This window comes from Clostridium guangxiense, from assembly GCF_021043395.1.
Lineage (GTDB): Bacteria > Bacillota > Clostridia > Clostridiales > Clostridiaceae > Clostridium_S > Clostridium_S guangxiense.
On record NZ_JAJNKE010000003.1, the window covers coordinates 205,008 to 228,275 of the forward strand.

Sequence of the window (23,268 nt, forward strand, 5' to 3'; positions counted from 1 at the left end):
AAGGAAAGATAATATGAGTCATGATGAAGAATGTATCAAAGAAAATTCAATATTGCAATCTAACATAGGATACAAAGATATCCAACTACAAAATTGTATCACTGGCGACACCAACCACTTTCTCCCTCAGCTAAAATCCTCCATTACCCAAGCTAAATCCATAGACATAATAGTAGCTTTTTTAATGGAATCAGGAGTTAAGCTCATAGTAGAGGATTTAAAACAAGTTATAAAAAAGGGTGTGCCAATAAGAATTTTAACAGGAAACTATCTTAACATAACTCAGCCGCAGGCATTGTATCTTTTAAAAGATGCCCTTGGTGACGAAGTTGACTTAAGGTTTTATAATGTTTGCAATAAATCTTTTCATCCAAAGGCATACATATTTGAATATGAAAATGGCGGGGATATATTTATAGGTTCTTCCAATATATCAAGGTCGGCTTTAACCAGTGGAATTGAATGGAATTATAGAATTACAAAACATGGACATGAAGAGGATTTTGAGCAGTATAAAAGTACTTTTGAAGATTTGTTTTTGAATCACACAATTATAGTGGATGACAATGAACTTCAGAGGTATTCAAAAGTTTGGAGAAGGCCAAAGGTTTTTTACGATATAGAAAAGTTAGAAGATGGAGAAGAAGAAAATGTAATTGCTTATCCTACACCTAAGGCGGCCCAAATAGAAGCTTTATATGAACTTAAAAAATCAAGGCTGGAAGGTTGGGATAGAGGCATTGTAGTTGCGGCTACGGGTATAGGAAAAACATATTTAGCGGCTTTTGATTCAAAAGGTTTTCAAAAAGTACTGTTCGTAGCACATAGGCAGGAAATTTTAAATCAAGCAGAGGCTTCATTTAAATCTGTCAGACCAAAGGATTCTACAGGATTTTTTAGCGGCAGTAATAAAGATATCAATTGTGATATATTATTTGCAACGGTTCAAACCTTGGGACAAGCTCAATACTTATGTGAAGAATATTTTAAAAGAGATTATTTTGATTATATTGTAATAGATGAATTTCATCATGCAGCGGCAGGAAATTATCAAAACATAATAGATTATTTTAAGCCAAAGTTTTTGCTTGGAATTACAGCTACACCAGAAAGAATGGACAACAAGGATGTTTTTGAAATATGCAGCTATAATATTGTTTATGAGGTAAGACTCAAAGAAGCTATAAACAAAGGATGGCTTGTGCCATTTAGATATTATGGTATTTTTGATGATACGGATTATAGTAAAATAAGCTTTAATAATGGAAAGTATAATGAAAAAGAGTTAGATGAAGCTTTTATGATAGAGAAACGTGCAGATTTAATTTTAAATCATTATGAAAAATATAACAGCAAAAGAGCCTTAGGCTTTTGTTCTAGTAGAAAGCATGCAAATTTTATGGCAGAATATTTTTGTCATAATGGAATATCTGCCTGTGCAGTACTTAGCGGAGAAAAAATGAGCTGCTCTATGGATAGGGAAGAAGCTTTAAAGAAGTTTAAGGAGGAAGAAGTAAAAGTACTTTTTTCTGTGGACATGTTTAATGAGGGGCTAGATGTACCTGATGTAGATATGGTTATGTTTTTACGACCAACGGAATCAACCACTGTATTTTTGCAGCAGCTAGGACGTGGACTTAGAAGGTGCGGCAATAAAAAATATCTGAATGTGCTGGACTTCATAGGAAATTATAAAAAGGCGAATTTAGTTCCTTATCTTTTAAGTGGTGATGTAAGAAATATAGCTGATAAAGCTAAAAATAAAGTATTCCCAAAAGAAGAAGAATATCCAGAAGATTGTATTGTAGATTTTGATTTTAAGCTTATTGATTTGTTTAAGAAAATGGCAGAAGATCAGAAAAAGATAGTAGATTTGGTTAAAGAAGAGTTTTATAGAATAAAAAATGAACTTGGAAGAGTTCCAACGAGATATGAAATGTACAAATACATAGATGATGATATTTACAGTAATATTAGAGCTAAAACTAAAATCAATATTTTTAATGATTATTTAGGTTTCTTAAATTCAATAGATGAACTTACTGAAGAAGAAAAATCTCTCATAAAAACTAAGGCGCATGACTTTATAAAGTTATTAGAAATTACTTCTATGACTAAAACTTATAAGATGCCTTTATTACTTGCTTTTTATAACAATGGATACTTCAAATTGTCTGTAACTGAGGAGGAAATATATTTAAGCTTTAAGGAGTTTTACAGCAAAGCCTCAAATGCAGTAGATTTAATAAAGGATAAGTCTACTAAAGATTATTTAACGTGGGGAAAGAAAGAATATTTAAAAATTGCTAAAAATCCAAGAGCCGCTTTTTTAAATTCTGCTGATGAGTTTTTTTACGATAATAGAGATACATATTGCATAAAATCCTCTTTAAAAGAGTTTGAGAAAAATAAGACATTTATAAAGCATTTTAAGGATGTTATAGATTATAGAACGAGTAAATTTTACAAGGAGAGGCTTGAAAAGAGAAAAAATCAAATATGATAGGAGAGAGTAAGATGAAGGTTTACAACAAATTAGTCCGTGATAAAATACCAGCTGTGATAGAGGCTTCGGGAAAGAAGTTTGATATAAGAAAAGCAGATAAAGAAGAACATTATAAATTGCTAGAGACAAAACTAAAAGAAGAAGTAAATGAATTTTTGAAAGATAAAAATTTAGAGGAATTAGCAGATGTTATGGAAGTGTTATTTGGACTAGCAGAGAATATGGGCTACAGTGAAGAGGATTTGATGAAAAAGAGATCTGAAAAGAGAGAAGAGCGAGGAGGATTTAAGGAAGGAATTGTGTTAGAGAAAGTGTATGAATAAGAATATACCTACAATTATTATGAATTTTAAATTGACATGATAGTTGTGGGTATTTTAATATATAAATTTATATCGATGTTATTGCAATACAGATTTTTAATTTAAAAGATATAGAAGAATTAGAAAAATATTTTAAGTGAATTAGAAAAACAAAGGAGCAAGCACTATGTTTGAAGTTATAAAAACTGAATGCGGAAAATATATTACTGAATTTGAATTTGATTATTCTGGAACTTATCCTGATTTTGATATATTTATTATAAATGCAAAAGTAAAATTTTATAAAAAAGGTTTTTTAATTTCTACAAGTCTTAGTGAGAAAAGTCTTTTTATAGAATGGAATGATATAACAGGAATCAAATTCACAAAAAATAAAAAGACACTTGTAAATATAACAACAGATAAGGGTGCTGTAATACTGAAAAGAGAAAAACAGGAAACAGACATTGGTGAATTTAAGAAACTATTAAATAGTATGGTTAAAAATATTAAGCTTGAATATGTAAAATCGGATATTGATAATATAAGCTCATTAGAAATGAAGCGACATGAAAAGCTTTATGATATGCAGGAAAAACGAGTTGAAAGTTTTATAAGAAACAGCGGATATGAAGATGATGCAGCTATTCAGGAATACTGGTGTGATTACCTTAAAGAAAAACTTCAGTTTCCTTTTGAAGCTAAAATTATTGATGATTACAATTTTTGGCTTTGCAATAGATAGATTTTATAAATCATTTGTAGTATTTAGATTAGAAAGTGAGGAGTTAAAGAAAAGCAATATGAAGTATTATTTAAGAGGTGAAATTGCCAAAATATCTGGCATTAATGTGGAAACACTAAGATATTATGAAAAGAATAAACTGATTCCTATTCCCAAAAGAACTTCAAAAGGATATAGAATTTATACAGAAGATACATTAATTATTCTTAGATTTATTAGGGGGGCTAAGAGTGCAGGTTTTACTTTAGAGCAGATAAGAGATTTATTTTCAGCTGTAAATGGTGTAAATATAGATTTAAATTATGTAAAAGAATTAATTGATGAAAAACTTGTGGAAATTAGTGATAAGATTATAGAGCTTAAAAGTGTAAAGGAAAATCTTAAGAATATTAAGGAAAATTTATATCAGCCACATGAATGTCCATTATGCAATGCATTTAATAATAATTCAGGAAAATAATAAAAAAGCTTGACTCTGTACCTAAGTACAAGGATTATAATTAGTTGAAATTATAATAAGAGGTGTTAGTATGAGTTCAAAAATTTTTTATTTTTCTGGAACGGGAAATTCTTTAGCAGTTGCAAGAGAGATTAATGATAATTTGAGTGATAAAGGAAGTATAATTCCATTATCAATATTTAGAGATAAAGAATCCGTACAGATAGATACAGATGTATTAGGATTTGTATTTCCGGTTTATTTTATGAATATTCCAGATATAGTTAGGTCCTTTATAAAAAAATTAACATTTAAAACCAATCCATATATTTTTGCTATTGAAACATGCAACGGAGCTCCTGGTGCAAGCTTGATTGAGCTAAATAAATGTTTAGAAAGAAAAGGAAAAGCTCTGTCTTCAGGTTTCGTTATTTATATGCCCGGCAATGCACTTGTAACTCCACATAACATTGAAATTGAAAGACTGAACAATTATAAGATTAAATTAGCTGAAATTTCAACTAATATTAATAATAGAAGTATAAATAAAATTGAAGGAAAAGGTAGCCTTAAGACCCGTATAGTAAGTGCTGTTTGTAAATCCCTTGGAAAGCAAATGTATTTAACTCCCAAAAATGTTTCATATACGTCCCAATGTGTTGGTTGTGGAATATGTGAAAAAGTATGCCCCGGGAAAGAAATTTAATATAAGAAAGGCGTATTTGTAGAGGGAGATATGAGCATGAATACAAGAACTATTATGATTTTTCCTCAATTTGAAAATATTAAGGTTATAAATGAAATCCGTAAGAAATATGATCCCTTGGTAGATTTAGTGTTGCCACATATTACTTTAGTATTTCCTTTTAATAGCGAGCTGACTAATAAAGAACTTAATTTATATTTAAAAGTGTGTTTAAGAAATATAAAGGCATTTAAAGTTGAATTGAAGGGGTTTAGTAAACAGCACGATAGATATGGAAATTACTTGTTTTTAAATGTAGTACAAGGCATGGGTGTAATTAAAAACATTCATGATATGCTATATAAAGATAAACTAAAGCAATTTGATGCAAGTCAAGATTATGTTCCTCATATGACAGTTGGAAAACTATCTTCTATAGAGCTGCTTGATAAAGCATTTGATGATGTAAATAACAAGTATAATGATAAATTTAGTACTGTAGTCAAAAAGATATCGGTTGAAATGATTGGTGAGCATGAAGAATCAATTATTGTAATAGAGCACGAACTGGATTGATAAATTATAATTTGTTTAGCTTCGCTAGCCGATTATTATTATAGTCTTTATCTACTAATTGCGGCATAAAAAGTCGGGAGGTAATTTAATATTTATTTTATAATTGTATATGACAGGAGGAAAAGTATGGATATGATTCGCAGGATGCATTTTCACGTGCTTTTAGAAATTTCCATGGGGTTTTGCCGTCAACAGTAAGAAGTGAAACAGTAACGCTTAAATCTTGTCCTAAACTCTCTTTTCAAATTGTGATTAAGGGGGAAGAAAAAATGAAGTATCAAATTGAACATTGGCCTGCATTTAAAGTGGCTGGGATTGCTAGCAGGATTAAAACAGATATGGCTTCCAAGTTCGGGATTTAAACTTGCAGACTTGCCTGTATTTGAATGTTATATGCAAGAAAATCGACAAGAGATTTGGATAGCAATTGAGGAAGCATGATGAATGCTGAAATATTTACTTCTAGTAAGGGAGATATCTGCTAATATAAGGTTCAATCAATGTAACTATCATATCTTTATAAATCCTTCATAATCCGGTTATGTGTAAATTTGACATACGAACATATGTTTGATATATTTAATCATATGAATACTTGTTGATTTGTTTTAAAATTCGTAGGACATGGAGGAAAATAAAAATGAGTATGCTTGAGGAAATAAAAGAAGATATAAAGAAAAGATGTGAAAGTCCAAATAACTTTTTTGGACCGGGAAGCTATGAACATATTAAAAGTGTAGCAAAGAATGCTGTTGAACTTGCTGAATTGTACAAGGCAGATGTTGAAGTGTGTGAAATTGCAGGCTGGTTACATGATATAGCTTCGGTTACAGATTACAAGCTATATGAAAAGCATCATATTCACGGAGCAGCTATGGCAGAAGCAATCTTGAAAAAATATAACTATCCAGAAAATAAAATTGAACTTGTTAAATTATGCATATTGAATCATCGTGGAAGTGTGTTAAAGGAAAAAAGAACTATAGAAGAAATATGTGTTGCCGATGCTGATGCAATTTCTCATTATGATGCTTTGCCTGCATTATTTTACTTAGCCTTTGTTCAGAGAAAGCTTAATATTGATGCTGGCACCGAATTTGTCAGAAATAAGCTTGAAAGAAGCTATAATAAGATGTCTAAACAAAGCAAGGAATACTATAAAGCTAAAAGGGATTTAATTAAGACTATATTTGAATAATTTTATTTGGAAGAATTAGAAAAATATTTTAAGTAGACTACAGGCATATCTGTAGTTTTTTTTATGCATACTAATGAATGAAATAGCTATAGTTAAAAAATTCTAGCTTCAATATTTTTTTATTACTCAATTTTTAAATAAGAGAAGGAGAGAGAGTATAGTGAATGAAAAGCAAATGAGCCGAATGCATACGGAAAGTGGATTTATTGCTGCGCTAGATCAAAGTGGAGGTAGTACTCCAAAAGCACTGCTGCAGTATGGTATTCAGGAGAACAGTTATTCTAATGATAAAGCTATGTTTGATTTGGTACATGAGATGAGAACGCGCATTATAAAGAGTCCTGCCTTCAATTCAAAGTATATTTTGGGCGCTATACTATTTGAAGATACAATGCATCGTACCATTGATGATAAATATACTGCCGATTATCTCTGGGAAGAGAAGAATATTGTGCCTTTTCTGAAGGTCGATAAAGGATTAGCTGAAATTGAAAATGGTGTAGAGCTCATGAAGCCAATAAATAATTTGAAGAACATTTTAAATGAGGCTGTAGAAAAAAATGTTTTTGGAACGAAAATGCGCTCTGTTATTAAAGAAGCTAATCCAAGAGGAATTAAAATGGTTGTTGATCAGCAATTTGAAATTGCTAGACAAATTTTTAATACGGGATTGATTCCAATAATTGAACCAGAGGTTGATATCTACAGCGTTGACAAGGAAGAATCAGAAAAACTTTTGAAGCTTGAAATTTCAAAACAATTATCGAGGCTTGGCAATGAAACAAAAGTAATGCTTAAACTTTCAATACCAACGAAGGATGATTTTTATAGTGATCTCATGGATGATCCACATGTTGTTAGAATATTGGCTTTGTCTGGTGGATATAGTCAAATTGAAGCAAATAAAAAGTTAGCACGTAATCATAGATTAATTGCTAGCTTTTCACGAGCACTATTGCAGGGATTAACTGTTCATCAAACTCAAGAAGAATTTAATGAAGTGTTATCAAGCTCAATTAAGAAAATCTATGAAGCATCAATCAAATAATTTTGTGTTAGAACTTAAATGAAAAATATAAAAAATAAAGAGGAGTACAATTATTATGAGCAATAAGTTAACTACAACTAAAAAGAAAATGGCGTCACTTGGCTTAAAGAAGAACGATAGGGGAGATTATGATTACATAGATCCTTCAGAAAAAAGTAAATCAAAATATAAATCAGTCAAACCCAAAAATAAAAGTGAAATGTAGATGATAAGATTATTTAATTTGCTAATGTAAGGAGGAAGAGATGAATTAAATCTCTAAAGTAAATTATGTTTATTCCTAAAAGAATAATATTTGAAAAAACTTCTTTGGATTATGAAATAGGTAAAAATATATATAATAAGTTTAAGGGGAAGGAAGGCATGGAAATAATAAATTTGTCTTCTAACAAGATAAAACAGCATATTCCAGGTGATAATTTATATGATTTTTATAGAGAAGGAAAAAATACCTTAGTGGTTGGAGTGAAAAGGGGATTTAAGTTTCAATCCTGCAAACCTTCAGCACATTATCAATTGCCTCTGGTATCTGGCTGTATTGGGCAGTGTGAATACTGTTATTTAAATACTAATTTAGGTGATAAACCATATATGAAGGTCAATGTAAATATAGGGGATATACTAGATCAAGCTCAAAAGTATATAAATGAAAGATTACCAGAGACCACTATATTTGAAGGTTCCGCCACTTCTGATCCAGTACCAGTTGAGCCGTATACAAATATATTAAAAAAAACTATAGAATTTTTTGGAAGCAGCAATAAGGGCAGATTTAGATTTGTTACTAAATTTAATGATGTAGATACGCTGCTTGATGCTGAGCATAACGGAAATACAGAAATTAGATTTACAATAAACACGGATAAGGTTATAAGCGAGTATGAAAATAGAACTGCTCCAATTAATAAAAGAATAGAGGCTAGTGTAAAGGTCGCTGGGGCAGGATATAAAGTTGGTTACATAATAGCACCAGTATTTATATATGAAGGGTGGAAAGAGGATTACAGAAATATGCTTATAGAATTAAATTCTAAAATGCCTGAAGATTTAGATTATCCTGTAACCTTTGAAGTCATATCTCATAGATATACCACTAGAGCAAAAAACGTAATATTAGAAGTATTCCCAGAAACAACGCTTCCAATGGTAGATGAAGAAAGAAAATATAAATATGGGCAGTTTGGATATGGAAAATTTATTTACAGCAAAGAGCAGCTGGAGGATATGAAAGCATTTTTTACAACAGAGATAGAAGACATATTTAAAAATAAGACCATACTTTATATAATATAGTTTGCTGACCATTTAAGCATTACAATGATGTATTTAAATGGTCAGCAAAAACTCGTTAGTTTAAATATTCAGTAACAAAGTCAGTAAATAATATACCATATAAATGGTCTATTTCATGGCAAAAACACTTTGCTAAATCACCTGTTCCTGTAAGGGTGATTTTTTTACCGTTTTCATCTAAGGCTTCAACAGTTACTTTTGCAGGCCTTTTTAATTTGCCAAACTTGTTAGGAATGCTGAGGCAACCTTCAACTACCTCTTGAATTCCTTCTTTTTTTACTATTTTTGGATTTATTAATTTTATAACTCCTTCGCCCATGTCTATTACAACTAATTTTTTTAATATGCCTATCTGTGGAGCTGCTATTGCTGCACCATTATCTGTGTTGTGAAGAGTATCAACCATGTCGTTTAGGATTTGTCTTATTTTATCGTCTACAACTTCAACGTCTCTGCTTTTTTTTCTTAATATGTCATCCCCTAAAAGTCTAATTTGCCTTAATGCCATTTTAAACCACACCCCTACTTTGTTCAGCTCTTGATTTTCTCTCGCTTTCTTCAAAGAGAAAAATATCTTCTATAGATTTATTAAAAACTTTACATATATCATAGGCAAGCCATATAGAAGGTTCAAATTTTTCCGTTTCAACGGCGTTTATTGCCTGCCTTGAAACGCCTACAAGTTTTCCTAGTTGCTCTTGAGTTAAACCAAAAGCTTCTCTAAATTCTTTTATTTTATTTTTCATTAGGCATCACCTCTGTAATGTTAACCTTACATTTAAATTATAGCATTGCAAGAAATAGACGTCAATATGATAAAAAATTAGAAGATAGTTTTGAAAAAACCAAAACTATCTTCTAATTTTTTATATTAACCTAAAAGTTCATCAACTGTTTCTCTATCATCAAAATGTATTTTTTCATTTCCTATGATTTGATAACTTTCATGACCTTTTCCAGCGATTATTAATAAATCATTTGGGGTTAAAATATTTAATCCTTTTTCAATGGCTTTTTTTCTATCCACTATTTTTTCATATTTTGAATTTACAACACTCATACCATCTTCTATTTCTTCGATTATCTTTTTTGGATCTTCTGTCCTTGGATTATCTGAGGTTATTATGCAGTAATCAGATAAGATTCCTGCTGCCATTCCCATTACCTTTCGTTTTGATTTATCTCTGTCACCGCCACAGCCAAATACAGTTATAAGTTTGCCTTTAGTTATGTCCCTTGCCATAAGAAGTAATTTTTCAAGGGCATCCGGAGTGTGAGCATAGTCAACAATTACATTTTTGTTAGCAGAGTTTTTTATCATTTCAAGTCTTCCAGGAACGCGTTTTATATTAGGTACAAGAGCTAAAATTTGGTTTATATCCATTCCTAGAGAAAGGCATATGCCTACAGCTGCCAGGATATTGTAAACTGTAAACTTACCAGGGATATTTACAGTTATTTTGCGGCTTATTTCTTTATAGCTGATTTTAAAACTTACTGAAGCTTGAGTGTAAGAGATGTCAAAAGCTTTTATGTCTGCATCGGTGTCTATACCGTAGGTTAAGAAGCTGCATGGTGATTTCTCTATAATTTCATTTGCAATTTTATCATCAAGGTTTATAACTCCTATTTTGCATTTTTGGAACAGCTTCATTTTTTCATTTTTATAGTTTTCCATGGTACCATGTATATCGAGATGATCAGGAGAAAGATTTGTAAATACTCCTATATTAAAATCACAAAAATCAACTCTTTCATTTAAGAGGGCAGAAGAGGTAACCTCCATTACTGCATTTTTGGCACCTTTATATACAAATTCTTTAAGTATATTTTGAAGCTCAAGGGCCTCTGGAGTAGTTGGATTTATCTTTTTTACATCTATTGTTTCATTTGTAAGTTCATAGCCTAGAGTTCCTATAACACCAGTAATTTGACCATGTTCCTCTAATATATCTCTTACATAGTGGGAAACTGAGGTTTTACCGTTAGTGCCAGTTATTCCAATCAAATTTATTTTTTTTGAAGGCTCCCCATAAAATAAATTTGCAGCGCTTGCAAGAGTAATTTTTGTGTTTTTAACTTTTATTAAGGTAATCTCTGCACTATTAAATTGAACTTCTTCTTCAATTATTATTGCTGAGGCTCCATTATTTATAGCTTCTTTTATATAGTTGTGACCATTAACTCTTGTGCCTCTTATGCATATGAATACAAAGTCTTTCTGAACTTTTCTTGAATCATAGCTTATGCCTTTAATATCTATATTAATATTTCCACTTATTACATCATAATTTATATCTTTTAAGAGTTTAACTAATTTCATTTTACTTCCTCCATTAAAATTTGTACCAAATACGTGAAATTTGGTACAAATAAAGTTTGGTTGATTAAATAGGTATACTTATATTATATAAGGAATTTTAACAATGAATAGTGTATATATTGCTTGATATATTGTAAAAAATGCTTTATTATTTTTTTTGAGGTGTTTTTATATGGAAAATAAATCGGGATACTTAAATAAAGATTTTCAGCTATTTCATTTAAAAGATAAGAAAAGTCAGAGCTTTGAATTTCACTATCATGATTTTAATAAAATAATAATATTTTTATCTGGAAAGGTAACTTATTTAATTGAAGGAAAGGCATATCATTTAAAACCGTGGGATATTTTACTTGTAAACAATCATGATGTCCATAAACCTATTATCGATCCATCTGAAACTTATGAAAGAATAATTATATGGGCAAATTCAGATTTTATAGAGAAACATAATTATAATGGCTGTGATCTTTCAAATTGCTTTAAGCTGGCAAGGGAAAAGAGTTTTAATCTTGTAAGACTTGAAGAAAAATTTCAAAATAACATAAAATTTATAATTAAATCCCTTGAAACATCTATTAATTCCAATGAATTTGGCGGCAAACTTTTAAGCAATTCTCTTTTTATTCAGCTTATAATCTATTTGAATAGAGTACACCTTGGAAATTTATATTTACAAAATGATGAAACAATAAGGTATGATAAACAAATTGAAAAAATATTAAAATATATAAATGGAAATTTAGATAAAGAACTTTCAATAGAATCTTTATCTGATAAATTTTATATAAGCAAGTACTACCTTATGCATAAATTTAAAAGGGAAACAGGATATACAGTATATAATTATGTGCTGCAAAAAAGGCTTTTGATGGCAAAAGACCGCATAAAAAGTGGAGAAGCCGTTACTAAAGTATACATGGAATGCGGGTTTAAGGATTATTCTTCATTTTTTAGAGCTTTTAAAAAAATGTTTGATAAATCGCCTAAGGAATTTAACTCAGAGTACAGTTGACAGTATGAATTCAGTATTAGTCATTTTAATCTTTCATGTTGTTCATATATGTTTAGGTTGAAATATCCTTATAGTAAGAATAAAATATTATCTATGGGGCGAATATTTATGTATGAATATGAAGTTGTAACTATAATACTTTAAATTGGGGGCTGAGTTAATAATGAAACAAATAGAAAATGTAGCGCTTATAGGGATGGGAGCAGTAGGCTGCGCCTTTGGAAGAAATTTTTATAATTTTAATCAAGATAAATTTAGAGTAATAGCAAAAGGGGAAAGAAAAGATAGATATGAGAAAAATGGATTTATAATAAACGGCAAAAAATACAATTTTGCTTGTGTTAGTCCAGATGAAAACAGAGAACCCTTTGATCTTGTTATAGTATCCGTAAAAGGGACGGAACTTAAAAATTCTCTAGAGGATATAAAAAATTTTGTTGGAAAGGATACTATAATACTTTCACTTTTGAATGGGATAAGCAGCGAAGAGATAATTGGTGAAAGATATGGTATGGATAAGCTTTTATACTCTTTTTGTATTATAGAGGCAACGCGCTTAGGAAATGAGGTTCATGTTTCTGATAGATACAGAATAGTTTTTGGGGAAAAGCAAAATAAAGTATATTCTGAAAAAGTACAGGCAGTAAAAGAATTCTTTGAAAGAGCAGGGGTCTCTTATGAAATACCGGAAAATATGCTTCACGCACAGTGGTCAAAGTTTATGTTTAATGTAGGAATAAATACAGCGTCTGCTGCTTTAAAGTCTGATTATGGAGTGTTTCAGACAAGTAAAGCAGCAAGAGAGCTTATGATTTCTTTAATGATGGAGGTTGTAGAGGTATCTAAAAAAACAGGAGTTAACCTTAATAAAACCGACATAGAAAATTGGTGTAAAATTTTAGATACCTGTGAGCCGGAAGGAAAAACTTCAATGTGTCAGGATATATTGTCTGGAAGAAAAACAGAGGTAGATATGTTTTCTAAAACTGTGTGTGACCTTGGAGAAAGGTACAGCATAGCTACACCTGTAAATAAAACATTTTTAAATATGATAAAGGTAATGGAGAATCATGAAAAATAATTATTTAAATGCATTTAAAGAAAAATTGGCTAAGGAAAAGGTGTTTGCTGCTGCTTTTATTTTAGCGGCTGCATCTTCTTTAGCCGTAAGACCTAAGATATCTTATATAAATTTCAAGGTGCTTGTTTTACTATTTAATTTAATGATAGTGGTTGCAGCCTTTGAAAAGCTAAGAGTTATGGACAAAATAGCGGTGGAAATTTTAACTAGGTGCAAAAATACGAGAATGGTTTCTTTGGTTTTTATAGTGGTCACATTTTTTTCTTCAATGGTTGTAACTAATGATGTGGCGCTTTTAACCTTTGTACCACTTGCAATTCTGACACTGAAAAATGCCAGAATAGATTCAATGAAAACTGTTGTAATTCAAACACTTGCGGCAAACATTGGAAGCAGTCTTACGCCTATGGGCAATCCTCAAAATTTATTTTTGTTTACACATTATAAACTTAGTGGGGTAGAGTTTTTTTCCGTAACCATACCCTTTGTTTTTACGGGGTTTTTATGGCTTTTATTTTTGAATAGAAGAACTTTAAGAAGGAGTATAAAAATTTCTGTTCAAAAGGTACATATTGAAGATAAAAAAAGAACTTATGTTTACATAGTTTTATTTTTAATTATAACAGCTTCCGTATTTAGTCTTATAGATTACAGATGTACCTTTGCAGCGGTACTGGTTTGTGTTCTAATTTTGGATAGACATCTTATAAAAGAAGTGGATTATTTTTTATTAGCTACTTTTGTAGGATTTTTTGTGTTTATTGGTAACATATCAAACATTGAACTTGTACAGGCGCAACTTAGACTTTTTCTCAAAATACCCCATATGCCGTACATATCTTCTATAGTTCTCAGCCAGGTTATTAGTAATGTTCCATGTTCCATACTTGTTTCTAGCTTTACCACCAATTGGAGAGAAGTGCTTTTAGGCGTGAACGTTGGAGGTATGGGAACCATAATTGCATCACTTGCAAGTCTTATTTCTTATAAAATATATATTAATGAAAATATTGATAAGAGCAGTGAGTATATGAAGAAATTCTATATGTATAATTTTGCAAGCTTGTTTTTATTTGGGGTAATTATTTATATACAAACGTTATACTTTTAAGGGAGAAATAGCTGGAAGGATGAAACTTAGCTCAGAGTAGAGAGTAGGGAGTAAAGAGTAGAGTGAAGGATGATTTTTCTCAGCTGTGCTTCGAGAAAGCTAAAACTTAATGCTTACGCAATAGCACAAAGCATTGCACTCAGCGCAGTTGACATTATTTAAGTTTTAAGATTTGCCTGACGTGAGGAAGGCAAATCTTTTGCTTTTGTAGCGTATCAACTTGAATTAAAGATACAGGAATGTCATTCATTTCACATTTCCCATATGCTTTTCCTTTTGGTCTATCCTCAAACTGAACACAATAAAAATTTAAGCTAATCGAAAAACTTACCCTTAAAAAAATTCTCATTTCCAAGTTTCTTTGCTGTCATCCTAAACATAACGCAGCCATCTGGGCATACAACATCCTTGGTATACTTTCCATCACCACCAATATTCTGTAAATCTCCACCACTTCTGACAGCCTCCATGATTGGGAACATAATCATCATTACTTTGGAGCAAATACCTTGTCCATCCTTATTTACAGGACATCCATAGGTGCAGGTATACTTATCTCCAACTTCCTCGCCGTTTCGGCAATATCTTTCTGTGTGGTCACTTCGAAGAAACCCTGTTACCTCAATTTCCCATTCGTACTCTTCATCATACCATTTTTTCATAATTATCCTCCAAACTCTAACTTATATGTTTAGTACACAATAAATTACAATTGCGTAATAAATTATAGTTAATATATGCTATAATTATAACATTAATTTCAAAATAATGTATATATTTAGGCAAATACCGGCTTTCTTTGCTTAAAATTTGATGCTTTTACATAATCGATGAAAATACTGTAGAATTAATTATTGCGAGCAAATTTTTTAGAGAAAATTTACCTGACGTTCCGCCAAATACTTATTATAAAAGTATTGAGCGAATGTTTAGAAAAGGTGAACTGGATAAAATATCAAAAGGCATTTATTGTAGACCTAAGGTAACTAAGTTTGGTAAGATATCAGCTGGTGAAAATCATATATTAAATTATTACGTTGGAAAAGAAAACTGCACAGGAGTCGTTGTAGGTTATAGACTATATAACAAATATGGAATTACAACTCAAATATCTAATACAGTTAAAGTTTATTCAAACGTTTTGGATGAAGAGAGAAAAGTTATCAAAAATATTGTGATGAAGTTTTTATAAGTGTTTTGAAAGGTATGAAATATAAGAAAAGAACTATTGCTTATTTAGAAGAGATTTTAAATAGTAGGGGAGTAAAAAATACTCTTTCGCAGTTTTTAAATAAAACATCGAAATACAAAATACCAAAGGTGGAGGCATTTTATGAAACTGCAGACTAAAGGAAGATAGTTTTAAATAAGTTAAATTTAATGACTTGATTAGAACACTCTGAATTTTAAAAGTTTTGGAGGATAAGTAAAAGTGGAAAACAAAAATTTAAAGAAATTGATTATAAATATTAAAAATATTATCTAAGGAATTAGTAAATGAACCTGGAAAGGGCTTTTCTCGCTCAAATCTTCAAAATATGAGAAATTTATATTTGAGTTACCCAAATTGCCAGACACTGTCTGGCGAATTAAGTTGATCACATTATTGTGAACTTTTATCTATTTCTCATGAAAGTAAAATGGATTTTTATAAAAAAGAAACTATAAATTCAAACTGGTCTGTAAGAAAATTGAAAAGGCAGATTGATACTTCTTTGTTTGAAAGAGTTTTGTTATCAGATGGAAAATCAAATAAAGAAAAAGTGCTTAATTTAGCTCAAAGAGGAATTGAGATTAAAAAGCCACAAGATTTAATGAGAGATCCATATGTATTTGAATTTTTAGGGGTTCCAGAAAGTAAGCCATTTTTAGAAAAGGATTTAGAATATAAATTGATAAGACACATAGGGGACTTTTTACTTGAACTTGGAAGAGGTTTTACGTATGTGGGATCTCAACAAAGAATTACATTAAATAATACTCATTATTATGTAGATATGATCTTTTATAATAAAATTCTTAGAGCATATGTACTAATTGATTTGAAAATGGGAAAATTAAAACCAGAAAATGTTGGACAAATGAATATGTATTTAAATTATTATAGTATGGAAGTTAATGATGAAGGAGATAGTGAGCCAATGGGTATAATTTTATGCGTCGATAAAGATGAAGTAGCTGCAGAATATGCTTTAGGTGGTTTAAACAATCAAATATTTGCATCAAAATATACTTTGTATATACCAGAGAAGGAAAAATTAGTTGAAGAAGTTGAAAAAATAGGTATTAGTAGATTAGAACTTATGAAAATAAAATAGATAGCAAGGTATGAATTACTATTTGATACTTTTATTACTTAAGAACAAATTTATAGAGGAAAAAATAATAGCATAAGAGAGTTGAGATAACAATATAATTTAGGCAATTATTGTGGTTGAAGTATTTTTAACTTAGATATAAAGAAAAAAAATGTTACAAGCGTAATGAAATTATGGACTGAGAGATTTTTTGAAGTTGTTTTCAAAGTACAGAGTACAGTGAAGGTGGATTTACCTTTCGTTTCACTTAGGTAAATCTTAGAACTTAATAGTGTCAGCTGCGCTGAACACTTTATTTTAAGCGCTTTGCGCCCATTAAGTTTTAGATTTTTCGAAGCATAGCTGAGAAAAATCATCCTTCACTGTACTCTGTGCTCCCTACTCTCTACTCTGCTTTACAACTTCTAGTTTTTTAGGATAAACTTTGAGTTTTCAATTTTCCAGCTTTCTATCCATAGTAATTACAAATTGACATATAAATACATTACTTGTATAATAAACTCATATAGGTAGGTATTTAAGGTATCTTCAAAAAAATAATAGGTCCATCTATCGGCTAATTTTCAGTAATATGAATTTACTATTTTCTTTCAGATGCCTAAACTTATTGTAAGGAGTTGTTTTTCATGCTAAAAAAAATCATAAAGGTGAAAAGTATCTAATTTAATATTTAAAAAAGAAGTATGTTTTTAATGGTTTACTGTACCGAAACTTAATAGTTGAGTCGGTAACCACACATGAGGCAAAAAAGTATTATGTTTTTGCTTTATTTGGTGATGCTTCTTTTAAAAAGTAAAGTAACCCTGAAGCCTTGATGATTTATAATAAAAGACATTTGGCACCATTGGTTATGGTGTTTTTTTGTTATTTAAAATACCTTCAGATGTGTAATCTGATTCGGGGAAAACGCAGCATATAAAAAAGGTAGTATTGGATTATCACCTTACCTTTAACATCTATTTTGCATGTGCTGAATTTGAAGGGATGATATTTTGAATAAAATTAATATTGGCATAGTTGCGCATGTTGATGCAGGAAAAACAACCGTTACAGAAAACTTACTATATTTGGGTGGAGTCATAAAGGAAATCGGAAGAGTAGATAATGGAAATACTCAGACGGATTCTATGGAACTTGAAAGAAAGCGTGGAATTACAATAAAGTCATCTGTAGTATCCTTTAATTGGAAAAATGTAAAGATTAATATACTGGATACACCGGGACATGCAGATTTTGTAGCAGAAGTTGAACGTTCCTTAAGTGTACTTGATGGAGCAGTGCTTGTTGTTTCAGCAGTTGAAGGAGTTCAAGCACACACTTTAATGCTTTTTAGAGTTTTAAAGAAACTTAAGCTTCCAACGGTTATATTTATAAATAAACTCGATAGAAGTGGAGCTAATTACAAAAGGGTAATAGAAGAAATGAAAAAGGTTTTATCACCTAATATAATAGGAATTCAAAATGCACATAGAGAAGGTATTCATGAACTTGAAGTAGAGAAGCCATATTCTGGTGATAGTATAGAAGGAATTATAGAAAATTTATGTGATATTGATGATAAGTTTTTAGAAGCATATATAAATGGTGAAAAAATTGAAAGGCGATATGTTAAGCAAAGAATACAATTTAAAGCTAGGTGCGGAAAGCTTTATCCTGTATTAATTGGTGCGGCATTAAAGAGAATTGGCATGCAGGATTTAATGGATGCTGTAGTTAAGTATTTGCCATATTCAAAAGGTAATGAGGCGAGCATGCTTTCTGGAGTTGTATTTAAAATTGACAATTCAAAAATCAATAATAAGAAAACTTATGTTAGATTATTTAATGGAAAAATAAATGTAAGAGATAAGCTTTCTATATTTGGAAAGGAAAATGATGAAAAAGTTAAAAGGATAGATGCGCTTTTAAATGGAAAGAACCTAGAAAGTGAAACCTTAAGAGCAGGTGATATAGGAATTTTATATGGGATTAAAGGTGTTAAAATAGGAGATATTATAGGCTTAAGGGATAAAAAAATTACAAATATAAATTTAGCTCAGCCGGTGTTAAAGGCTAAAATTATTCCTTTAGATGAACATGAAAATATAAAGCTATATGAAGCTATTTTAATGATATCTGAAGAAGATCCTCTTTTAAAAATTGAAGCTTCGGAGGATCAAAAAGACATTTATTTAAATTTTTTTGGAGAAGTTCAAATGGAGGTTGTAAAAGCAATACTTGAAAGCAACTATAATATAAAAGTCAAGTTTGAAAAAGCACTTACTATATATAAAGAAACTCTAGAAAAGATAGGCACTGCAGTAACTCATATATTTGAAGCTGAAAATCCCTTTTATGCAGGAATAGGAATAAAAGTTGAACCGCTTAAAAGAGGAGAGGGCATAAAGTATGTATCAGAGGTTACTACAGGTTATTTGCCAAAAACCTTTCAAAATGGCGTAGAAGATGGGGTGTATGATGCTCTTGAACAGGGACTTTATGGATGGGAGCTTACAGATATTAAGGTTACACTTATTCATGGAGTCTTTGACAGTGTTATGAGTACTCCAGCGGAATTTAGAAATTTGGCGCCTATGGTACTTATGGAAGCTATAAATAATGCAAAAACAAAGCTTTTGGAACCTTTATATGAATTTGAACTTAAAATTAGTGGAGAGGTCTGCGGGAGAGCCATTTTAGACCTTACAAGACTTAGAGCTAAATTTGATAATCCAATACAACTAAATAAAGATATTTTAATTCAAGGGCTAATTCCTGTAAATACCTCAAGAGACTATAATTTGGAGGTTGCATCCTACACAGAGGGTAAAGGAATGTTTGTTACAAAATTTTATGGTTTTCATGAAATACCGTTTAAACTTGGAAAAACAAGAGAAAATCATAAGATAGACCCTTTAAATAAAAAAATGTACATTATGTATAAGAGAAACGTATTGAAAAGATAGAAAACTTGGAAGGTTGAAAGTGCTAATAATAAAGTTATCCTGGCAAACTGGAATTTGTGAAGTAATATTAATTTGGGATATTAAATAAAGCTAATAAATCTAAGATGATAAATCCTAAAATTCTAAGAGAATTTAATAACTCACTATCGTTCAAACAGATTAAATTCTCTAAGACTTTTACGATTTATCATCTAAGATTTATAAAGCTTTATTTAAACCATCCCAAATCAACATTACTTCACTATACCGGAAAGCAAGGAAGATTTTTCTCCGTTTCTCTATGAAAAATGCACTGTTAACAAGATTTTACAATAAAAATAATAATAAATCGTTTAAATAATGGAATGTAAACATTCACACCAAAATTCCGTAGGAACAGAGGAATTTTTTCCTTGTACTACCGTGGGGGTGAAGTAACAATGATGAAGGAACGGTTTAAAAAATTCTAATAAATCTTGGTTTAAAAATTGTAAAATGCTTAGATATTTCAATCTGTTTGAGCGTATGCGAGTATAAACATACGCGGGGTTTGGGCTTTGCCCATTATCCTTCTAGAACCCAAAGCAACCACTTTTTTTAAATAACCACTTAGATTTATAGGATTTTTTTAACGTGACGAAGCATTGTTACTTCACAATTAATTATCTGTTGAATTTTGTTTTAATGCTTGTCCAATAATCGGTATTTTCAAGTCCAAGTCTCCAGATAGCTATGCCGGACAAATTATATGAATTTACTAAATTAAGCTTGTAATTTAAGCTTTGAGCGTTTTCAAACCATACACTATGGCTAATTCCAGTTGAGCTAATATAGTTGAAGTAAGGGGTTTGAGATATATAATCCCAATTTATTGTGCTACCAGTAGTTAAGGCTAAGTTATAGATTCCAGAGATGCCATAGGCTTTTGCTGTACTTGATGACCAATCATACCCATAAGCTGCAGTTCCAAGTAAGATTTTTCCTCTTGGTATAACTGAGGAAGCATATTTGATTACATTCTCTACCCATCCGATAGAAGCTATAGAACCATATGTTCCACCAGGATAATGTTCATCGTAAGTCATTAGTACGATTTGATCAGAAGCATTTGAAAGTGCAGCATAATCATAAGCGCCGCTCCAGGAAGCACTTGAACTATCACTGGTCTTTGCAGGAACTGCTATTGTTACATAAAAACCTTGAGTATGAAGAGTATTGTAAAGTTCATTCATAAAGGTTGTAAGGTAAGTTCTGTCATAGTAGTATATAGCTTCAAGATCTATGTTAACACCTTTATAACCATTGGTTTTTAATGCATTTGAGATGTTGGTTATAAGCCTTGTTCTATTTGAGGAACTTTCTAATAATGTTTTTCCTATTGCTCCATCAAAGTTATTTGTTATCATGGCAAAAGTTTTAATTCCGTAACTATTTGCATAGGTAATTTGATTTAACGGTACTAATCCTGAAATATTCCCATAACTATCTGTTGTATAGGTATTTGTTGCAACTTCATCCAAGGTTGAGGTATTTGATACCATTGAGTTATAAGAAGAAGTATCACCGGAATAATAATAAGTAGTATAGCCTAAAACTAGTTTTTTCGAAGTAGATAGCCCAGAAGTTGTAAGGCTTATATGCTTAGAATCTAAAGAAGTACCATAAGAATTATAAGCCTTAACAAAATACCAGTAGGTTGTGTTTGGCTTTAAGGATACGTTTTTATAACTATTAGTAGTTAATGTGGCTATTAAAGTATAATTTGAATCATATGGGGTTGCTCTGTACAATTTATAGCCGACCGCACTATAGGAACTTGTCCAATTTAGCGTAGCTTCACTTGAAGTTAAGTTAGAATATGTAAGCAAAGTTGGAGCTATCGGAACAGAACTTGATTTGTTAGGAGACTTAGCTAAAATATAGTTCGGGTTTAAAATAAGTACAGCAATCACAACTAAAATCATAAAAAGTTTTTTGCAGCAGTTCATTGTAAATCACTCCTTTTTTATATATTAACAGATATATCGACTAAAAACGACAAAAAATTGCTGGAAAATAAGTGGTTATAAGCCTTAAATTTCATTAATAAAATTATTACTATGATAATTTATAAATTTAGTATAATATTATATATATAAGGTTAAGCGGGGGTTTTAAAAATGGGAATGAAAAAATTATTAGTCGTGGTTATTTTTGCTTTTTTAGTTCTTATGTCTAAAACTGTACAAGCAGTGGAAGTGGATACTTTTCCGACTAAAACAGAAGTTGACATGAATAAAGAATGGAAAATTACATTTAATAAACCGATAGATCCTGAATCAATTAATTCTAGCAATTTTAAGGTTATGGATAGTACTAGAGATGTTGGAGTAAAGGTAAAAACTGATAAAAGTGATTCAAGAGCAGTAATTGTTGAACTTCCAACACTTGGGTATGTACCTGGGAAAACTTACACTTTAAATGTAAGCCAAGATGTAAAATGTCAGGATGGAAAAGTTTTAAGCAAACCTATAAAAATGGATTTTACTGTGAGTTCAACTATGGTTGATGGTACAAAATACGATGGCGGTCCTGTGATTTATTCATGCAGTATCTTAAACAAAACGTTATCAGTAAATGACAAGCTTTTATTGAACATAAAATCTTCAGGGGATAAGGTAAAGTACAGAATATTTCTATATAAATTTAATTATGTGGGATATAGATTTGAAAATTACAGAGAGATTACAAATGGATATACAAATGCTGTTGATGCAGCTACCTTTAACTTTCAGTATGATAAACCAATTGATGAAGGAGATTATAAAGTTGTAGTATATGTTAAAAATCAAAACAATATGATTGGAACCCACGAGGATGGAAATACGGATTTTGATAATTACTACACAAATTACTTTAGATGTGTTTCAAACACGATGGTAAGCTCTGGCATGCAAAATATAACTAATAAAAATTACAGTATTGCTTTGGATAAAATAGTAAATGAACAGTTTACCTCAAATTCTTCTAAATATGAAATAAGAACTTACTGGACTTCTGCAAGCAAGAATATTATTTCATATTATATGAATCCAGATAATTTTATGGATGATGTTGGAAAGTATATGTTCATGAAAATCGATAAAACTTTGGATAATGTAACTGCTGATGATTTAAATGCAGTACTTAAAGGAAAAGGGACCTTGGAAGGAATGGGACAAACATTTATTGATGCCGCAAATAAATATAAGATTAATGTTGTATATCTGCTATATCATGCACTTCATGAGAGTAGCAATGGAACATCAAATCTTTCTTCTGGAAACATAAAAGTAAATGGTAAAAGCACATATAATTTTTTTGGGATAAGGGCTGATGACTCAGATCCTGAAAAGCATGGTTCCCAATATGCCTATGATAATGGATGGTTTACTCCAAAGGATGCCATAGAAGGCGGAATTAAATTTATAGCTGAAAATTATATTTATAGTGCAACCCCTGTGTATTCTGATAGAAAAACTCTCTATGCTATGAAATGGAATCCATCATATCCTGCATCTTATCAATATGCTACAGATGTAGAATGGGCTTACACTATTTCTAAATCAATGTATAATTCATTTAAGCAAATTTTGGATAAAAATGTAATAACTTATGAAATACCAAAGTTTCAATAATAATATATATAATAAAACATGGATATAAAGCTGCGTTATGAATAATTT

At 30.5% G+C, this 23,268-nt stretch carries 24 protein-coding genes and 1 pseudogene; 20 read left to right on the forward strand and 5 right to left on the reverse strand.

Going from position 1 to position 23,268, the window contains the following annotated elements; genetic code table 11:
• The first annotated feature begins 13 nt into the window (after window positions 1–13).
• The 11 genes from LQK79_RS04110 to splB all read left to right on the forward strand — a co-directional run bounded on the left by LQK79_RS04110 (window position 14) and on the right by splB (window position 8,792).
• The gene (locus LQK79_RS04110; protein WP_231015654.1) at window positions 14–2,503 is read left to right on the forward strand and encodes a DEAD/DEAH box helicase family protein; all 2,490 of its coding nucleotides are present in this window, start codon (window positions 14–16) and stop codon (window positions 2,501–2,503) included.
• Window positions 2,504–2,517: 14 nt separating this feature from the next.
• Window positions 2,518–2,829, forward strand: coding sequence for a nucleoside triphosphate pyrophosphohydrolase (locus tag LQK79_RS04115; protein WP_231015655.1), 312 nt, complete (start codon window positions 2,518–2,520; stop codon window positions 2,827–2,829).
• A gap of 166 nt (window positions 2,830–2,995) precedes the next feature.
• Window positions 2,996–3,553, forward strand: a complete 558-nt coding sequence (locus LQK79_RS04120; RefSeq protein WP_231015656.1) for a calcium-binding protein — start codon at window positions 2,996–2,998, stop codon at window positions 3,551–3,553.
• Entirely contained in the window at window positions 3,522–4,013 is a 492-nt protein-coding gene (locus LQK79_RS04125; RefSeq protein ID WP_231015657.1) for a MerR family transcriptional regulator, read from the forward strand. Before LQK79_RS04120 ends, LQK79_RS04125 begins: the two co-directional genes overlap by 32 nt.
• A 70-nt stretch (window positions 4,014–4,083) precedes the next feature.
• Window positions 4,084–4,698: an EFR1 family ferrodoxin gene (locus tag LQK79_RS04130; protein WP_231015658.1), complete on the forward strand. Its 615-nt coding sequence runs from the start codon at window positions 4,084–4,086 to the stop codon at window positions 4,696–4,698.
• A gap of 36 nt (window positions 4,699–4,734) precedes the next feature.
• Complete coding sequence (locus LQK79_RS04135) at window positions 4,735–5,253, forward strand: 2'-5' RNA ligase family protein (RefSeq protein WP_231015659.1); 519 nt, start codon at window positions 4,735–4,737, stop codon at window positions 5,251–5,253.
• A 282-nt stretch (window positions 5,254–5,535) separates the two neighbouring features.
• A complete protein-coding gene (locus LQK79_RS21165) occupies window positions 5,536–5,694 on the forward strand; it encodes a hypothetical protein (protein WP_347460365.1) in 159 nt (52 codons plus the stop codon).
• A 199-nt stretch (window positions 5,695–5,893) separates the two neighbouring features.
• Window positions 5,894–6,451: an HD domain-containing protein gene (locus LQK79_RS04145; protein WP_084756829.1), complete on the forward strand. Its 558-nt coding sequence runs from the start codon at window positions 5,894–5,896 to the stop codon at window positions 6,449–6,451.
• 160 nt (window positions 6,452–6,611) lie between these two features.
• Entirely contained in the window at window positions 6,612–7,499 is an 888-nt protein-coding gene (locus LQK79_RS04150; RefSeq protein ID WP_231015660.1) for a fructose bisphosphate aldolase, read from the forward strand.
• Between the two features lie 55 nt (window positions 7,500–7,554).
• Entirely contained in the window at window positions 7,555–7,704 is a 150-nt protein-coding gene (locus LQK79_RS04155) for a hypothetical protein (protein WP_231015661.1), read from the forward strand.
• A gap of 65 nt (window positions 7,705–7,769) precedes the next feature.
• Window positions 7,770–8,792, forward strand: a complete 1,023-nt coding sequence (gene splB / locus LQK79_RS04160; RefSeq protein ID WP_231015662.1) for a spore photoproduct lyase — start codon at window positions 7,770–7,772, stop codon at window positions 8,790–8,792.
• 55 nt (window positions 8,793–8,847) lie between these two features.
• Here splB and def read toward each other — a convergent pair whose 3' ends face one another.
• The 3 genes from def to LQK79_RS04175 all read right to left on the reverse strand — a co-directional run bounded on the left by def (window position 8,848) and on the right by LQK79_RS04175 (window position 11,115).
• Complete coding sequence (gene def / locus LQK79_RS04165; RefSeq protein WP_231015663.1) at window positions 8,848–9,300, reverse strand: peptide deformylase; 453 nt, start codon at window positions 9,298–9,300, stop codon at window positions 8,848–8,850.
• Window position 9,301: 1 nt separating this feature from the next.
• Window positions 9,302–9,538: a helix-turn-helix transcriptional regulator gene (locus LQK79_RS04170; RefSeq protein ID WP_231015664.1), complete on the reverse strand. Its 237-nt coding sequence runs from the start codon at window positions 9,536–9,538 to the stop codon at window positions 9,302–9,304.
• Window positions 9,539–9,663: 125 nt separating this feature from the next.
• Window positions 9,664–11,115: a UDP-N-acetylmuramoyl-L-alanyl-D-glutamate--2,6-diaminopimelate ligase gene (locus LQK79_RS04175; protein ID WP_231015665.1), complete on the reverse strand. Its 1,452-nt coding sequence runs from the start codon at window positions 11,113–11,115 to the stop codon at window positions 9,664–9,666.
• A 172-nt stretch (window positions 11,116–11,287) separates the two neighbouring features.
• Between LQK79_RS04175 and LQK79_RS04180 the strand changes: the two genes are divergently transcribed.
• From LQK79_RS04180 to LQK79_RS04190, 3 genes are all read left to right on the forward strand, one after another.
• Window positions 11,288–12,130: an AraC family transcriptional regulator gene (locus tag LQK79_RS04180; RefSeq protein WP_231015666.1), complete on the forward strand. Its 843-nt coding sequence runs from the start codon at window positions 11,288–11,290 to the stop codon at window positions 12,128–12,130.
• Window positions 12,131–12,293: 163 nt separating this feature from the next.
• Window positions 12,294–13,211 carry a ketopantoate reductase family protein gene (locus tag LQK79_RS04185; protein WP_231015667.1) on the forward strand — a complete coding sequence of 306 codons (918 nt, stop codon included), beginning with the start codon at window positions 12,294–12,296 and terminating at the stop codon, window positions 13,209–13,211.
• Complete coding sequence (locus LQK79_RS04190; RefSeq protein ID WP_231015668.1) at window positions 13,201–14,322, forward strand: SLC13 family permease; 1,122 nt, start codon at window positions 13,201–13,203, stop codon at window positions 14,320–14,322. Before LQK79_RS04185 ends, LQK79_RS04190 begins: the two co-directional genes overlap by 11 nt.
• 314 nt (window positions 14,323–14,636) lie before the next feature.
• Here the strand turns inward: LQK79_RS04190 and LQK79_RS04195 are convergent, their stop codons facing one another.
• Window positions 14,637–14,984: a TIGR04076 family protein gene (locus LQK79_RS04195; RefSeq protein ID WP_231015669.1), complete on the reverse strand. Its 348-nt coding sequence runs from the start codon at window positions 14,982–14,984 to the stop codon at window positions 14,637–14,639.
• 191 nt (window positions 14,985–15,175) lie between these two features.
• On the opposite strand from LQK79_RS04195, the gene LQK79_RS04200 reads away from it, so the two are divergent.
• From LQK79_RS04200 to LQK79_RS04215, 5 genes and pseudogenes are all read left to right on the forward strand, one after another.
• Window positions 15,176–15,514, forward strand: a complete 339-nt coding sequence (locus tag LQK79_RS04200; RefSeq protein WP_331000637.1) for a DUF6088 family protein — start codon at window positions 15,176–15,178, stop codon at window positions 15,512–15,514.
• Window positions 15,515–15,528: 14 nt separating this feature from the next.
• A complete protein-coding gene (locus LQK79_RS04205) occupies window positions 15,529–15,672 on the forward strand; it encodes a hypothetical protein (RefSeq protein WP_231015671.1) in 144 nt (47 codons plus the stop codon).
• A gap of 125 nt (window positions 15,673–15,797) precedes the next feature.
• A pseudogene (locus tag LQK79_RS21170) lies at window positions 15,798–16,037 on the forward strand (DUF1016 N-terminal domain-containing protein); the annotation flags it as partial.
• A 99-nt stretch (window positions 16,038–16,136) separates the two neighbouring features.
• Window positions 16,137–16,640, forward strand: a complete 504-nt coding sequence (locus tag LQK79_RS21175) for a PDDEXK nuclease domain-containing protein (protein ID WP_407928511.1) — start codon at window positions 16,137–16,139, stop codon at window positions 16,638–16,640.
• A 992-nt stretch (window positions 16,641–17,632) separates the two neighbouring features.
• Complete coding sequence (locus LQK79_RS04215; RefSeq protein WP_269144048.1) at window positions 17,633–19,585, forward strand: elongation factor G; 1,953 nt, start codon at window positions 17,633–17,635, stop codon at window positions 19,583–19,585.
• A gap of 641 nt (window positions 19,586–20,226) precedes the next feature.
• Here the strand turns inward: LQK79_RS04215 and LQK79_RS04220 are convergent.
• Complete coding sequence (locus tag LQK79_RS04220; RefSeq protein ID WP_231015672.1) at window positions 20,227–21,552, reverse strand: glycosyl hydrolase family 18 protein; 1,326 nt, start codon at window positions 21,550–21,552, stop codon at window positions 20,227–20,229.
• Between the two features lie 171 nt (window positions 21,553–21,723).
• On the opposite strand from LQK79_RS04220, the gene LQK79_RS04225 reads away from it, so the two are divergent.
• Entirely contained in the window at window positions 21,724–23,220 is a 1,497-nt protein-coding gene (locus LQK79_RS04225) for a glucosaminidase domain-containing protein (RefSeq protein WP_053242807.1), read from the forward strand.
• Window positions 23,221–23,268: the final 48 nt, after the last annotated feature.

What these genes read in the sequence shown, in the direction of transcription:
- LQK79_RS04190 (WP_231015668.1), top strand. Translation starts at nt 13,201, where the DNA reads ATGAAAAATAATTATTTAAATGCATTTAAAGAAAAATTGGCTAAGGAA.
- LQK79_RS21175 (WP_407928511.1), top strand. Translation starts at nt 16,137, where the DNA reads ATGAGAGATCCATATGTATTTGAATTTTTAGGGGTTCCAGAAAGTAAG.
- LQK79_RS04185 (WP_231015667.1), top strand. Translation starts at nt 12,294, where the DNA reads ATGAAACAAATAGAAAATGTAGCGCTTATAGGGATGGGAGCAGTAGGC.
- LQK79_RS04220 (WP_231015672.1), bottom strand. Translation starts at nt 21,552, where the DNA reads ATGAACTGCTGCAAAAAACTTTTTATGATTTTAGTTGTGATTGCTGTA.
- LQK79_RS04195 (WP_231015669.1), bottom strand. Translation starts at nt 14,984, where the DNA reads ATGAAAAAATGGTATGATGAAGAGTACGAATGGGAAATTGAGGTAACA.
- LQK79_RS04225 (WP_053242807.1), top strand. Translation starts at nt 21,724, where the DNA reads ATGGGAATGAAAAAATTATTAGTCGTGGTTATTTTTGCTTTTTTAGTT.
- LQK79_RS04130 (WP_231015658.1), top strand. Translation starts at nt 4,084, where the DNA reads ATGAGTTCAAAAATTTTTTATTTTTCTGGAACGGGAAATTCTTTAGCA.
- LQK79_RS04175 (WP_231015665.1), bottom strand. Translation starts at nt 11,115, where the DNA reads ATGAAATTAGTTAAACTCTTAAAAGATATAAATTATGATGTAATAAGT.
- LQK79_RS04125 (WP_231015657.1), top strand. Translation starts at nt 3,522, where the DNA reads ATGATTACAATTTTTGGCTTTGCAATAGATAGATTTTATAAATCATTT.
- LQK79_RS04120 (WP_231015656.1), top strand. Translation starts at nt 2,996, where the DNA reads ATGTTTGAAGTTATAAAAACTGAATGCGGAAAATATATTACTGAATTT.
- LQK79_RS04180 (WP_231015666.1), top strand. Translation starts at nt 11,288, where the DNA reads ATGGAAAATAAATCGGGATACTTAAATAAAGATTTTCAGCTATTTCAT.
- splB (WP_231015662.1), top strand. Translation starts at nt 7,770, where the DNA reads ATGTTTATTCCTAAAAGAATAATATTTGAAAAAACTTCTTTGGATTAT.
- LQK79_RS04170 (WP_231015664.1), bottom strand. Translation starts at nt 9,538, where the DNA reads ATGAAAAATAAAATAAAAGAATTTAGAGAAGCTTTTGGTTTAACTCAA.
- LQK79_RS04135 (WP_231015659.1), top strand. Translation starts at nt 4,735, where the DNA reads ATGAATACAAGAACTATTATGATTTTTCCTCAATTTGAAAATATTAAG.
- LQK79_RS04110 (WP_231015654.1), top strand. Translation starts at nt 14, where the DNA reads ATGAGTCATGATGAAGAATGTATCAAAGAAAATTCAATATTGCAATCT.
- LQK79_RS04145 (WP_084756829.1), top strand. Translation starts at nt 5,894, where the DNA reads ATGAGTATGCTTGAGGAAATAAAAGAAGATATAAAGAAAAGATGTGAA.
- LQK79_RS04205 (WP_231015671.1), top strand. Translation starts at nt 15,529, where the DNA reads ATGAAATATAAGAAAAGAACTATTGCTTATTTAGAAGAGATTTTAAAT.
- LQK79_RS04155 (WP_231015661.1), top strand. Translation starts at nt 7,555, where the DNA reads ATGAGCAATAAGTTAACTACAACTAAAAAGAAAATGGCGTCACTTGGC.
- def (WP_231015663.1), bottom strand. Translation starts at nt 9,300, where the DNA reads ATGGCATTAAGGCAAATTAGACTTTTAGGGGATGACATATTAAGAAAA.
- LQK79_RS04115 (WP_231015655.1), top strand. Translation starts at nt 2,518, where the DNA reads ATGAAGGTTTACAACAAATTAGTCCGTGATAAAATACCAGCTGTGATA.